At 41.9% G+C, this 14,135-nt stretch carries 12 protein-coding genes; 5 read left to right on the top strand and 7 right to left on the bottom strand.

Annotated elements, in window-relative coordinates; translation table 11 throughout:
• Nucleotides 1-14: 14 nt before the first annotated feature.
• Nucleotides 15-1,532 carry a 4-alpha-glucanotransferase gene (gene malQ / locus HMPREF1115_RS06975; RefSeq protein WP_000747323.1) on the bottom strand — a complete coding sequence of 506 codons (1,518 nt, stop codon included), beginning with the start codon at nt 1,530-1,532 and terminating at the stop codon, nt 15-17.
• Nucleotides 1,533-2,006: 474 nt separating this feature from the next.
• On the opposite strand from malQ, the gene HMPREF1115_RS06970 reads away from it, so the two are divergent.
• The 5 genes from HMPREF1115_RS06970 (at nt 2,007) to HMPREF1115_RS06950 (ending at nt 7,519) form a co-directional block, all read left to right on the top strand.
• Complete coding sequence (locus HMPREF1115_RS06970; RefSeq protein WP_000095458.1) at nt 2,007-3,278, top strand: extracellular solute-binding protein; 1,272 nt, start codon at nt 2,007-2,009, stop codon at nt 3,276-3,278.
• A gap of 127 nt (nt 3,279-3,405) precedes the next feature.
• Nucleotides 3,406-4,698: a carbohydrate ABC transporter permease gene (locus tag HMPREF1115_RS06965; RefSeq protein ID WP_000431415.1), complete on the top strand. Its 1,293-nt coding sequence runs from the start codon at nt 3,406-3,408 to the stop codon at nt 4,696-4,698.
• A 1-nt stretch (nt 4,699) separates the two neighbouring features.
• Nucleotides 4,700-5,542 carry a sugar ABC transporter permease gene (locus HMPREF1115_RS06960; RefSeq protein ID WP_001065656.1) on the top strand — a complete coding sequence of 281 codons (843 nt, stop codon included), beginning with the start codon at nt 4,700-4,702 and terminating at the stop codon, nt 5,540-5,542.
• Between the two features lie 180 nt (nt 5,543-5,722).
• Nucleotides 5,723-6,523 carry a DUF1189 domain-containing protein gene (locus HMPREF1115_RS06955; RefSeq protein WP_000938260.1) on the top strand — a complete coding sequence of 267 codons (801 nt, stop codon included), beginning with the start codon at nt 5,723-5,725 and terminating at the stop codon, nt 6,521-6,523.
• A 9-nt stretch (nt 6,524-6,532) separates the two neighbouring features.
• Nucleotides 6,533-7,519 carry a LacI family DNA-binding transcriptional regulator gene (locus HMPREF1115_RS06950; protein ID WP_001145427.1) on the top strand — a complete coding sequence of 329 codons (987 nt, stop codon included), beginning with the start codon at nt 6,533-6,535 and terminating at the stop codon, nt 7,517-7,519.
• Nucleotides 7,520-7,552: 33 nt separating this feature from the next.
• Here the strand turns inward: HMPREF1115_RS06950 and HMPREF1115_RS06945 are convergent, their stop codons facing one another.
• From HMPREF1115_RS06945 to HMPREF1115_RS06920, 6 genes are all read right to left on the bottom strand, one after another.
• Nucleotides 7,553-8,494: a YitT family protein gene (locus tag HMPREF1115_RS06945; RefSeq protein WP_000806299.1), complete on the bottom strand. Its 942-nt coding sequence runs from the start codon at nt 8,492-8,494 to the stop codon at nt 7,553-7,555.
• Nucleotides 8,472-10,235 (bottom strand): aspartate--tRNA ligase, encoded by a 1,764-nt coding sequence (aspS, locus tag HMPREF1115_RS06940; protein ID WP_000830901.1) that lies wholly within the window; start codon nt 10,233-10,235, stop codon nt 8,472-8,474. The genes HMPREF1115_RS06945 and aspS overlap by 23 nt, the downstream gene beginning before the upstream one ends.
• A gap of 151 nt (nt 10,236-10,386) precedes the next feature.
• Nucleotides 10,387-10,605 (bottom strand): hypothetical protein, encoded by a 219-nt coding sequence (locus HMPREF1115_RS06935; RefSeq protein WP_000832176.1) that lies wholly within the window; start codon nt 10,603-10,605, stop codon nt 10,387-10,389.
• A 17-nt stretch (nt 10,606-10,622) separates the two neighbouring features.
• A complete protein-coding gene (locus HMPREF1115_RS06930; RefSeq protein ID WP_000771208.1) occupies nt 10,623-11,264 on the bottom strand; it encodes a CPBP family intramembrane glutamic endopeptidase in 642 nt (213 codons plus the stop codon).
• A gap of 221 nt (nt 11,265-11,485) precedes the next feature.
• Nucleotides 11,486-12,766 (bottom strand): histidine--tRNA ligase, encoded by a 1,281-nt coding sequence (hisS, locus tag HMPREF1115_RS06925; RefSeq protein WP_000775836.1) that lies wholly within the window; start codon nt 12,764-12,766, stop codon nt 11,486-11,488.
• 77 nt (nt 12,767-12,843) lie between these two features.
• Nucleotides 12,844-14,091: an MFS transporter gene (locus HMPREF1115_RS06920; RefSeq protein ID WP_000770639.1), complete on the bottom strand. Its 1,248-nt coding sequence runs from the start codon at nt 14,089-14,091 to the stop codon at nt 12,844-12,846.
• Nucleotides 14,092-14,135 lie beyond the last annotated feature (44 nt).

Genomic DNA, 14,135 nt, shown 5'->3' with positions numbered 1-14,135 from the left:
CTCCTGATATTGTCTTATTTCTTTAATTCTACCAAATTTTCATTAATTCGGCGATAAATTGTAGTCAAGTCAAGCAAAGTTTCTTCAACAGCTGGTGTCAATTGATCTGCTGTCATACGCCATGACCAGTTTCCACCAAGAGTAGATGGGAAGTTCATACGAGCTGACTCATCTAGTTCTAGCAAGTCTTGCATGGTTGCAATAGCCATGAAGCTAACGGATGAAAATACTGTACGAAGCATAGCGTGTGGCACTGTTTCGTATTCTTTACGGTTAGTGTAGCGAGCCATGTACTCACGTGTCGCATCATCGATCTCGTTACGGTACCAACCAAGAACCGTATTATTATCGTGTGTTCCTGTGTACATAACAGAGTTGGCAGGCGCCAAGTGTGGGCTATCGATACTTTCGTCTTCTGGGTTGAAGGCAAACTGAAGAATCTTCATTCCTGGGAAGCCAGTACGTTCGCGTAACTCAATCACTTCATCTGTCATGAAACCAAGGTCTTCTGCGATGATGTTTAGCTCACCAAGTTTTTTCTTAACGGCTGCAAAAAGTTTGTAGCCAGGACCTTTCACCCATTTACCAGGTGCTGCTGTATCGGAACCAGCAGGAATTTCCCAGTAAGATTCGAACCCGCGGAAGTGGTCGATACGAACGATATCGTAGATCTTGAAGCTTTCGCGCAAACGTTCAATCCACCATTTGTAACCGTCTTTGTCCATTGCTTCCCAGTCATAGATTGGGTTCCCCCAAAGCTGACCAGTGGCAGAAAACTCATCTGGTGGGCATCCTGCGATACAAGTTGCTTTACCATTGGCATCTGTCTTAAAGAGATGTGGATTTGCCCACATGTCGCTTGAATCTTCCGCTACGTAGATAGGCATGTCCCCAACAATTTCGATGTGGTTATCGTTAGCATAGGCTTTCAATTTCAACCATTGTTGGAAGAAGAAGTATTGAGTCACACGGTGGTAAACCAACTTGTCTGCCAATTTCTCACGGTAGCTTTCAAGTGCTGAAGCTTTACGAGCACGAGCATCTGCATCTGGCCATTCTGTCCAAGCAAGATTGTCAAAATGCTCTTTGATAGCCATATATTCTGCGAAGAGTTCGAGCCATGATTGGTTGTCTTTAGCAAACTTCTCAAAATCTTTGACATCACCCACTTCCAAGAAGCGTTTAACTGCTTTTTCTAAAAGCGGACGACGTGCATAATAAATCTTCGCATAGTCAACTTCAGATGCATCGCTACCAAAGTCAACACCTTTAAGATCACTGGCTTCGAGCAAGCCTTGCTTTACCAAGATATCAAGGTCTATAAAATGCGTATTTCCAGCAAAGGCCGAGAATGATTGGTATGGAGAATCTCCATAGCTTGTTGTCCCGAGAGGGAGGATTTGCCAGTAACGTTGCTTCGTACGAACCAAGAAATCAACGAAATCATAGGCAGTCTGGCCAAATGATCCAATCCCGTATGCTCCTGGCAGAGAAGAGATGTGCATCAACACACCACTTTGACGTTTTTTCATAATAGCACCTCATGTGTTTGTTATAAAACGTTGCGCAATTAAGGCGCAAACGTTTGCGTTAATTTAAGTATAACGCATTTCAAAAACAAATGCAAGCGTTTTTAAAAAATTTTTTTGAATTATTTTAATCAAACAAAACTTGTTGCCACTGATATTTTATGAAATAAGCGAAAAAATTTTAAAGATTTTCTGATTTAAGATAATTCATTCCCAATATCTGCTCTATTTTCTGAAAAACCGAGCCGAATTTACGCAATCGTTTTCCTAATATATTTTCAATTCAAAAAAAACAAACATTTTAAGTTCTTTCCTATATATGGGCTTTAACAAATGTTTGAAACCTTAAAATTTTTTTAAAAAATTTCCTAAAAACGCTTGCAACCGTTTTCTGTTTGTGCTATACTAAGTTCGTAAAAGAAAACGTTTGCGTTTTCTCATTAAATTATTTTTGTTATTCTTTAGGAGGAATACACTATGTCATCTAAATTCATGAAGAGCGCTGCTGTGCTTGGAACTGCTACTCTTGCTAGCTTACTTTTGGTAGCTTGCGGAAGCAAAACTGCTGATAAGGCTGCTGATTCTGGTTCATCTGAAGCAAAAGAAATCACTTTCTACGTTGAAGACCAATACAAAGCCTACGCTGAAAAAGTTGCTGCAGCTTATGAAAAAGAATCAGGTACAAAAGTTAACATCAAATCAGGTGACCAACTTGGTGGACTTGACAAACTTTCACTTGACAACCAATCAGGTCAAGCTGCTGACGTTATGATGGCACCATACGACCGCGTAGGTAGCCTTGGTACTGACGGACAACTTTCAGAAGTTACTTTGAGCGATGGTGCAAAAACAGATGATAAAACTAAATCTCTTGTAACAGCTGCTGACGGTAAAGTTTACGGTGCTCCTGCCGTTATTGAGTCACTTGTTATGTACTACAACAAAGACTTGCTTAAAGAAGCTCCAAAAACTTTTGCTGAATTAGAAGAACTTGCTAAAGACAGCAAATACGCTTTCGCTGGTGAAGATGGCAAAACTACTGCATTCCTAGCTGACTGGACAAACTTCTACTACGCATACGGACTTCTTGCTGGTAACGGTGGTTACGTATTCGGACAAAACGGTAAAGACGCTAAAGACATCGGTCTTGCAAACGACGGTTCTATCACTGGTGTCAACTACGCTAAATCTTGGTATGAAAAATGGCCTAAAGGTATGCAAGATACTGAAGGTGCTGCAAACTTGATCCAAACTCAATTCCAAGAAGGTAAAACAGCTGCTATCATCGACGGTCCTTGGAAAGCTCAAGCATTCAAAGATGCTAAAGTAAACTACGGTGTTGCTACTATTCCAACTCTTCCAAATGGTAAAGAATACACACCATTCGGTGGTGGTAAAGCTTGGATCATCCCATCAAGCACTAAGAACCTTGAAGCTGCACAAAAATTTGTAGACTTCCTTGTTTCAACTGAACAACAAAAAGCATTCTACGATGCAACTAACGAAATCCCAGCTAACACTGAAGCTCGTTCATACGCTGAAGGTAAAAACGATGAGTTGACAACAGCTGTTATCAAACAGTTCAAGAACGCTCAACCAATGCCAAACATTTCTCAAATGTCAGCTGTTTGGGATCCAGCTAAAACAATGCTCTTTGACGCTGTAAGTGGTAAAAAAGATGCTAAGACAGCTGCTAACGATGCTGTAACATTGATCAAAGAAACAATCAAACAAAAATTTGGTGAATAATTGAATTCGTTACAAGGGGGGGAGAATACAAATCCCCCTTTGATTTTATAAATTTACGAATGATTGCAGTTGCCTATCTAGTGATTGGAGACAAACTTCAATCTCGTATCCTATGAAAGGAGTATTCATGGAAAACCAACAACCTAGCAAAGCAGCCTTGCTTTCAGTGATTCCTGGGTTAGGACAGATTTACAATAAACAAAAGGCCAAAGGTTTTATCTTCCTTGGTGTAACTATCGTATTTGTTCTTTATTTCCTAGCACTTGCAGCCCCTGAATTGCACAATTTGATCACTCTTGGTGACAAGCCAGGTCGTGATAATTCCCTCTTTATGCTGATTCGTGGTGCCTTCCATTTAATCTTTGTAGTCGTTTATGTGCTCTTTTATTTCTCAAATATTAAAGATGCACATACAATCGCAAAACGTATTAACAATGGAATTCCTGTCCCACGTACTTTTAAAGATATGATCAAAGGTATTTATGAGAATGGTTTCCCTTACCTCTTGATCATCCCATCTTACGTCGCTATGACATTTGCGATTATCTTCCCAGTTATCGTAACCTTGATGATTGCCTTTACCAACTATGACTTCCAACACTTGCCACCAAACAAATTGTTGGACTGGGTTGGTTTGACTAACTTTACAAACATCTGGAGCTTAAGTACCTTCCGTTCAGCCTTCGGTGCGGTTCTTTCTTGGACCATCATCTGGGCCTTGTCTGCTTCTACTTTGCAGATTGTGATTGGTATCTTCACAGCAATCATTGCTAACCAACCATTTATCAAAGGAAAACGTATCTTTGGTGTTATTTTCCTTCTTCCTTGGGCTGTTCCAGCCTTCATCACTATCTTGACATTCTCAAACATGTTTAACGATAGTGTTGGTGCCATCAATACGCAAGTCTTGCCTCTTTTGTCTAAGGTTCTTCCTTTCCTTGATGGTGCTCTTATCCCTTGGAAAACAGACCCAACTTGGACGAAGATTGCCTTGATTATGATGCAAGGTTGGCTAGGATTCCCATACATCTACGTTTTGACTTTGGGTATCTTGCAGTCAATCCCTAACGACCTCTACGAAGCGGCTTACATCGATGGTGCCAATGCTTGGCAAAAATTCCGCAACATCACTTTCCCTATGATTTTGGCTGTTGCAGCTCCAACATTGATCAGCCAATACACCTTCAACTTTAACAACTTCTCTATCATGTACCTCTTCAACGGCGGAGGTCCTGGTAGCGTTGGTGGTGGAGCCGGTTCAACTGATATCTTGATCTCATGGATTTATCGCTTGACAACAGGTACATCTCCTCAATACTCTATGGCGGCAGCTGTTACCTTGATCATCTCTATCATTGTCATCTCTATCTCTATGATCGCATTCAAGAAACTACACGCATTTGATATGGAGGACGTCTAAGATGAATAACTCAATCAAACTCAAACGTAGACTGACTCAAACCCTCACTTACCTCTACTTGATTGGTCTTTCAATCGTGATTATCTATCCACTTTTGATTACTATTATGTCAGCCTTCAAGACTGGTAACGTCGTAGCTTTTAAACTAGATGCTAACGTCGACTTTAGCTTTGCCAACTTCCAAGGGCTCTTCACTGAAACCTTGTACGGCACTTGGTATCTCAATACCTTGATTATCGCCTTGATTACAATGGCTGTTCAAACAAGTATCATCGTACTTGCTGGTTATGCCTACAGCCGTTACAACTTCTTGGCTCGTAAACAAAGTTTGGTCTTCTTCTTGATTATCCAAATGGTGCCAACTATGGCCGCTTTGACAGCCTTCTTCGTTATGGCCCTTATGTTGAATGCCCTTAACCAAAGCTGGTTCCTCATCTTCCTATATGTCGGTGGTGGTATCCCGATGAATGCTTGGTTGATGAAAGGCTACTTCGACACAGTACCGATGTCTCTTGATGAATCAGCAAAACTAGATGGTGCAGGACACTTCCGTCGCTTCTGGCAAATTGTTCTCCCACTCGTTCGCCCAATGGTTGCAGTACAAGCGCTCTGGGCCTTCATGGGACCTTTCGGAGACTATATCCTCTCTAGTTTCTTGCTTCGTGAGAAAGAATACTTTACAGTTGCCGTTGGTCTACAGACCTTTGTCAGCAATGTGAAAAACTTGAAGATTGCCTACTTCTCAGCAGGTGCTATCCTCATCGCCCTTCCAATCTGTATTCTCTTCTTCTTCCTACAAAAGAACTTTGTTTCAGGACTTACAAGTGGTGGCGACAAGGGATAATCTATCCCCGCCACCCTTTTTCATTTTGAATTTTGTTTCTAAAGTTGAAAGATTAGACAAAAGACCGCAAATAGTAGCAAAACCAGCTTTTCAATAAGCAATTTATCTACTAGACTTGAAATAAAGCACATTTCTCTATATAATAATACTCATATAGAAAACACTTTTAGAAAGATGCCTATGCTTCCATATCCATTCTCGTATTTTACTAGTATCTGGGGATTTCGTAAGCCCCTATCAAAACGTTTCGGACTTAACTGGTTTCAACTCCTCTTTACTAGCATTTTCCTCATCAGTTTGTCTATGGTTCCGATCGCCATTCAAAACAGCTCACAGGAAACGTATCCACTGGATACCTTTATCGATAATGTCTACACTCCACTGACAGATGAAGCCATCATGGACTTGTCAGAGAATGCACAAATCGTTGATGGAAAGCTGAACTACTCAGGTACGAAGAATCAGCAGCCTTCTCTTTTGATTGGCCCGAGCCAAAGCAAGGAATTGCCAAAGGACTTGCAACTTCATTTTGATACGGAAGAACTCGTCATCAGCAAGGAAAGTAAGGAACTGACTCGCATTCGCTACCACGCGATTCAAACGGAGAGTTTCCAGAGTAAGGAAGATCTAACCCAAGCCATTTCTAAAGATTGGTACCAACAAAATCGGGTCTATATCAGTCTCTTTCTCGTTCTTGGTGCTAGCTTCCTCTTTGGATTGAATTTCTTCATTGTCTCTCTTGGAGCTAGTCTCCTCCTTTATATCACCAAAAAATCACGCCTCTTTTCATTTAGGAGCTTTAAAGAGTGCTACCATTTTATCTTGAACTGTTTAGGATTACCAACTTTGATTACGCTTATTTTGGGACTTTTTGGCCAAAATATGACAACCCTTATCACTGTACAAAACATTCTTTTTGTTCTTTATCTGGTCACTATCTTTTATAAAACGCATTTCCGTGATCCAGATTACCATAAATAGGAGATTTTTATGCCCGTTACGATTAAAGACGTGGCCAAGGCTGCTGGTGTTTCGCCTTCAACCGTAACCCGTGTTATTCAAAATAAATCAACCATTAGCGACGAAACTAAAAAACGCGTTCGCAAGGCGATGAAGGAGCTCAATTACCACCCCAACCTCAACGCTCGTAGCTTGGTGAGTAGCTATACTCAGGTTATCGGCCTGGTGCTTCCTGATGACTCGGATGCCTTTTACCAAAATCCTTTCTTCCCATCTGTCCTTCGAGGAATTGCCCAAGTCGCGTCTGAAAACCACTACGCTATTCAGATTGCAACGGGGAAAGATGAGAAAGAACGTCTCAATGCGATTTCTCAGATGGTTTATGGCAAGCGTGTTGACGGTTTGATTTTCCTCTACGCTGAGGAAGAAGACCCTCTGGTCAAACTAGTGGCCGATGAGCAGTTTCCTTTCCTCATTCTCGGAAAATCTACTTCACCCTTTATCCCTCTTGTTGATAATGACAATGTACAGGCGGGCTTTGATGCGACAGAGTATTTCATCAAAAAAGGATGCAAACGAATTGCCTTTATCGGGGGTACAAAGCGACTCTTCGTAACGCAAGATCGTCTAACTGGCTATGAGTCGGCACTCAAACAACACCAACTTCCGATTGATACCAACTTAACCTACTTTGCGACCGAATTTCTAGAAGAAAAAGGGTATCAGTTCAGTGAACTCCTGTTCAATCACGATCCGCAGATTGACGCTATTATCACAACTGACAGTCTCCTAGCCGAAGGAGTCTGTGACTATATCGCTAAGCACAAACTGGATGTTCCTGTCCTCAGCTTCGACTCAGTCAATCCTCGACTTGACCTCGTAGCTTATGTCGATATCAATAGCCTGGAACTTGGGCGCGTTTCCTTTGAAACCATTCTCCAGATCATAAACGATGCTAAAAACAATAAACAGATTTGTTACCGCCAGTTGATTGGACACAAAATTATCGAAAAATAAAGACCAGTCCCAAGGCTGGTCTTTTGAGTATGATTAATTGTCTGTTTCTACGAATCGTCCTAGGATGTGGACATTTTCGGATACAGAGACAAAGGCTGTCGGATCAACCTGTTTCATGATGTGTTTAAAATCATTAAATTCTGCTCGCGTGATAACTGTGATCAAGACTGCTTTTCTCTCATGATTATAGGTTCCTTCTGCATCGTGGATCATGGTTGCTCCGCGGTGCAATTTTTTATGGATTTTTGCGATTACCTTGTCAGGATTATTGGTCACAATCATGGCCTGCATGCGTTTTTGCTTGGTAAAGACCGCGTCTGTCACACGGCTTGATACAAAGATGGTAATCATGGAGTAGAGGGCGTATTTCCAACCAAAGGTCAGACCTGCTATCAGCATGATGGTTCCATTTACCAAGAAAGAAATACTGCCGACATTCTTACCCGTTTTCTTTCGAATGGTCAGACTGACGATATCTGTACCTCCGCTAGAAATATTGTTACGGAGCGCAAAACCAATCCCCAAGCCCATGACAACACCCCCAAAAAGGGCATTGATGATGGGATCCTCTGTCAAGGTCACAACTGGCACAAGCTGGATAAAGAGAGAACTCATGGATACTGTGATAAAGGTAAAGATTGTAAACTTATGCCCAATCTGATACCAAGCCAAAATCATCAACGGAAAATTGATAGCATAAAAGGTTAGCGATATAGGAATGTAAAAACCAAACCAGTGATTACTCAAAGCAGAGATAATCTGTGCCAGACCCGTCGCACCACTGGAGTAAACGTGCCCTGGTTGAAAAAAGAAATTGACTGCTACCGCTGACAAAAAGCCATAAACCAGAGAGGCTGATACTTTCTCATCATATTTTTCCCGAGAGATACTTTGTAAAACTCGTAAGATTTTTATCTGATAAGCAAAGCGGCGCAGATAATAGCGCCACCGCTTAATTCGTTTTGCTTGTTTCATCTTCTTCTACTTGTAAGCTGAGTTCCTCTAGTTGTTTGAGAGCGACTGTTGATGGAGCTTGTGTCATTGGGTCGGTTGCCTTGTTGTTCTTAGGAAAGGCAATGACTTCACGGATATTTTCTTCTCCTGCTAAGAGCATCACAAATCGGTCAAGACCGATCGCCAAACCACCGTGTGGTGGGAAACCATAGTCCATGGCTTCAAGAAGGAAACCAAACTGGTCATTTGCTTCTTCAGCTGAGAAACCAAGAGCCTTAAACATGCGTTCTTGAAGGTCTTTTTGGTTGATACGAAGGCTACCACCACCAAGCTCATAACCGTTCAAGACGATATCGTAAGCAATGGCACGAACCTTAGCCAAATCACCTTCTAATTCGTGAGCTGTTTCTTCCTGTGGAAGGGTAAATGGATGGTGGGCACTCATGTAGCGGCCTTCTTCTTCAGACCATTCAAACATTGGCCAATCAACTACCCAAAGGAAGTTGAACTTATCGTTATCAATCAAGCCAAGCTCTTTAGCAATACGTCCACGAAGGGCGCCCAGTGTTGCATTCGCCACTTCAAGCGTATCCGCCACAAATAGAACCAAATCCTTATCTTCAAGACCAAGTGCTGCAGTCAATTCTGCTTGGATACCAGTTAAGAACTTGGCAACCGGTCCATTTAATTCTCCATCAACTACCTTGACCCAAGCAAGACCTTTGGCACCATATTGTTTGGCTACTTCAGTCATCTTGTCAATGTCTTTACGTGAGTAGTTATCTGCTGCTCCTTTGACCACAATGGCTTTAACGGCAGGTGCTTCTGAGAAGACTTTAAAATCAACACCCTTGACAACTTCTGTCAAGTCCTGAAGCAACATGTCAAAACGGGTATCTGGCTTATCAGAACCATAGAGAGACATCGCGTCATCATACTTCATACGAGGAAATGGAAGCGTTACTTCGATGCCTTTAGTTTCTTTCATCACGCGCGCAATCAAGCCTTCTGTGATATCTTGGATTTCTTGCTCAGTTAGGAATGAAGTTTCTAAGTCGACCTGAGTAAATTCAGGCTGACGGTCTCCACGCAAGTCTTCATCGCGGAAACATTTGACGATTTGGTAGTAACGGTCAAATCCAGCATTCATCAAGAGCTGCTTGGTAATCTGTGGGCTCTGAGGAAGAGCGTAGAAATGCCCTTTATTGACACGAGATGGCACCAAATAGTCACGCGCCCCTTCTGGCGTTGACTTCGAAAGGAATGGCGTCTCCACATCGATAAACTCCAACTCATCCAAGTAGTTACGGATAGAATGGGTCACCTTAGCACGAAGTTTGAGATTTTCCAACATCTCTGGACGACGAAGGTCAAGGTAACGGTAACGCAAACGTGTATCGTCATTGGCCTCAATACCATCCTTAATCTCAAATGGTGTTGTTTTGGCTGTATTCAACACTGTCAAAGCTGTCACGTTCAACTCAACTGCACCCGTTGGCAACTTATCATTGGCTTGCTCACGCGCAGCAACCTGACCCGTCACCTCGATAACAAATTCGCTACGAAGACTTTCAGCCGTTGCCATAACCTCTGCAGATACTTTTTCAGGGTTGATAACCAACTGCATGATCCCTTCACGGTCACGAAGGTCGATAAAGATCAAACCACCAAGGTCACGACGACGGCCAACCCATCCTTTCAAGGTAATTTCTTGTCCGATATGTTCCTCACGAACACGACCAGCATACATACTACGTTTCATGTTTTCTCTCCTCTTTTATTCTGTTACTATTTTACCATAAAAGCGCAGGCTCTTCATGAAAATCAGCAGAAAAGTTTGATTGTCTTTAGAAATCAAAACGAACAGACAAAAAATCCGATGAAAACGTCATCGGATTCTCTGATTATGATTCTTAACCTTTTTTACGCTTTTCAGCAATCTCAGCTGCCTTTTTAGGTAGAACAATCTCCGTCGCATAAGCCGAAGCAAAACGCAAGACACCTGCAATAGGCGCAAAGACAACTGCTAGATAGTTATAAAAGAAATCGCCTTTAAAGGCATAGGCAAGTGCCCCGATGATAAAGAAGAGAACAACCGCCTGTATCACTGCTAATAAAATTACTCGTTTCATGTGACCTCCTGACTCTATTATAGCATGAGTATCATCAAAAAGCCGATTAAATTATTCAAAGCGTGGAGAGAAATGCTGTAAAGAAGACCTTTTCGGCTTACATAAGCCAAACCCAAACTCAATCCCAGACTAGCATAGACTAAAAACTGTTGCAAAGTCCCTGGAAAATGAATCAAGGCAAAGAGCACACTTGATACGAGGAGAAACAGAGCTGTCTGTTTGCTGTTGTTTTGCTTAGGAAAGAGATAGCGCGCTAGCATCCCTCTAAAGATGAGTTCTTCCGTCAGAGGAGCAAAGACCACTACCATAAAGAACCCAAATACAGGCTGAGCAACTGTCAGTTGTGATACGATTTGTTGATTGACTGACGGATCATCTGGCAAAAAGAACTGGGCTGTAATCGCCACTAGCAAAACCAGAGTTGGCAACCAAATATAACGATTAAAAGCCGTTGTCTGGATGCTAACCTTTTCTGTCTGATACCATCTGTAAACTACATAAACATAGGCTCCTGACAGGGCGACATAAAGTGGCAAGACTCCAAAGATCGAAGCCCCTAGGTCAAGCGCTGATAAAGCCATACTCTGAACCAGACCATAGCCAAAGTAAAAGGATAGAATGGCTAGAAGAAACCAGCCAAGATTTTTAAGTAATTTCATATGGACCTCCTATTTGGAATGAAGACTTAGCATTGTTATTCACATCATCTTGATAAAAATGTGGAATACAGTCGCAACTAAAAGAGTTAATCAGTGAATTCCTCTTGCAAAAATAGAAACGGTAGTAATGGTTTTATAAAGATATTTTTGAGCGAGCAAAAGCAATGTTAATCCTAGGAAAAAGAGGGTCAGGAATAAGATCCTGACCAGTTTTTCTACAATTAAAAGCCTAATTTTTCAAAGACTTCTGAAAAGTTTTGGCTGATTGTATCGAGCGTAACTTCCACTTCTTCTCGAGTTTGGTTGTTCTTAACTGTCACTTGTCCGCTTTCGACTTCGCTCTCCCCTAGCGTGATGAGAGTCTTAGCCGCAAAGACATCGGCGGACTTGAACTGAGCTTTGAGCTTTCGGTTGAGGTAGTCACGTTCTGCTTTGAATCCTTGTTGGCGAAGGGCTTGTACCAATTCCAAGGCCTTGACATTTGCTCCTTCACCCAAGACTGCGATATAAACATCTAGGGCATTTTCGATAGGGAGGGTCACACCTTGCTTTTCAAGGATGAGAAGCAGGCGCTCTACACCAAGTCCAAAGCCAAAGCCTGCAGTCTCAGGACCACCAAAGTAAGCAACCAAACCATCGTAACGACCACCCGCACAGACTGTCAAATCATTACCCTCAATCTCAGTGATAAACTCGAAAATCGTGTGGTTGTAGTAGTCCAAACCACGCACCATATTGGTATCGATGATATAGTCTACACCCAGATTTTCCAACATCTGACGGACGGCATCAAAATGAGCTTGGCTTTCTTCATCAAGGAAATCCAAGATAGACGGTGCATTTTCTACTGCCACCTTGTCTTCTTTTTCCTTAGAGTCCAAGACACGGAGAGGATTTTCCTCCAAGCGACGTTGGCTATCCTTAGACAAGGTCTCCTTGAGCGGTGTCAAATAGGCAATCAAAGCTTGACGGTAAGCCGCACGGCTCTCAGGATTTCCAAGAGTGTTGAGGTGCAATTTAACACCTTGAATGCCAATCGCTTTCAAGAAATGAGCCGCCATAGCGATGGTTTCCACATCGGTAGCTGGATTGCTAGAGCCAAAGCACTCGACACCAATCTGGTGAAATTGGCGTAAACGCCCTGCCTGTGGACGCTCATAACGGAACATAGGGCCCATGTAATAGAACTTACTTGGCTTTTGCACTTCTGGTGCGAAGAGTTTATTTTCCACATAAGAGCGAACAACGGGCGCAGTTCCTTCTGGACGGAGGGTAATATGGCGGTCACCCTTGTCATAAAAATCGTACATTTCCTTGGTCACGATATCGGTCGTATCTCCGACAGAGCGACTGATGACCTCGTAATGCTCAAAAATAGGCGTGCGCACCTCTGCATAGTTATAGCGCTTGAAAATTTCACGGGCAAAGCCCTCAACATACTGCCACTTGGCAGACTCAGCAGGTAAAATATCCTGTGTTCCTTTTGGTTTTTGTAATTTCATAGGGAATCCTCTTTAAACTTAATAGTCTTATTTTACCATAAATAGAGGGATTAAAACAGTGAGAAAAAAATTAGGATTTAGATATCATTTTTGAGATTAATAACTGTCAAAAGAATAGCTAGCAAGGAGAGACCAACAAACAGCATCCAAGTCAACTGTATATTCCATACAGCTATAAGTGAAAAACAAGCTGTTCCCACAGGTATGGATAAGGTAAACAATAAACCTAAAAAATTACTGGTACGAGCTAAAACCTCTGGAGCTAGATTTTTCATGAGCATGGCACTAATCTTTGGTTGAACTTTACCAGACACATACAGAGTTAAAAAGAGAAATAGCAAACCAAGCACGACTTGATTGAATACGTTAGCCAGACCAATTAGAGTGAGTCCTACGGTAGCCCACATCATCAATCTAGGCAAGGACTGCTTCCCAAAATAATCATTGCCCGTAAGGCTACTGATGATGATTGCTAACAAAACACAGGCTTGATTGATAAATAGTGTCTCTGTATAAGAAAAATTCAAGAGAGAATGGCTCAAAAAGAAGATATTATAAATTCCACCCAAAGCGCCACCCAAGGCATTGATAAGCAAGACAGCAAAGAGCATAAAACCAAAGTTTTTCTGTCCACTTTTAAGAAAAACGAGGCGTAAATTTCGATAAATTGTTAGGAACTGCTCTTTGATAGATAGCTTCTCATTTTTTAGTGATTCACCATCAGCAGATGACATTGACAGGCTCAATTTGCTTTTTCCTAAAAAGAGAATAAAGGCTGATACTAGGAAAAAGCAGGCATTGATTCCCGCAACAAGGGAAAAATTGTTGACCGATAGACCTAAAAGCCAGACTCCAAAAGCTTGACCACCAATAGCTGAAATATAGGTGATAAACTGGGAAAAAGAATAAGCCTCCATCAAATCATTTTCAGCCACTTTTTCCTTAATAAGAGGCATGCGCAAACCACCTGCAAAATCACTGATCACATCACTGACGACATTGATCAAACACAGGCTAGAAAAGGCAAAGAGACTAGCTTGCTGAACAACTAGGGCTGCCAGAAAAAATAAAACCGCCTGAAACAAACCGCTATAGACCATCCATTTGACCTTGTCCCTTGTGTAATCTGCCCGAATCCCTACAAAAACTGTAAAGAGAGTCGGAAGAATCATGACAATATTCGCCATAGCAACAGCAAAAGAGGCTTGTGGCAAGGTCGATGCATAAACGATAAATACCAGGTTAAAAATCGAAGCACCAAAGGCATTGAAGAAGCGCGACAAAGTCAAGAGTCGATAAGCTTGATTTCTAAACAATAGTTTCATAGATAATCTCCCTTCTTGTTCTAAGTTCTATATGAAGTATGACT

This window comes from Streptococcus oralis SK610 (genome assembly GCF_000257455.1).
Classification (GTDB): domain Bacteria; phylum Bacillota; class Bacilli; order Lactobacillales; family Streptococcaceae; genus Streptococcus; species Streptococcus oralis_CB.
The sequence above is the reverse complement of the archived record's forward strand: the minus strand, read 5'-3'. Positions and strand labels throughout refer to the sequence as shown.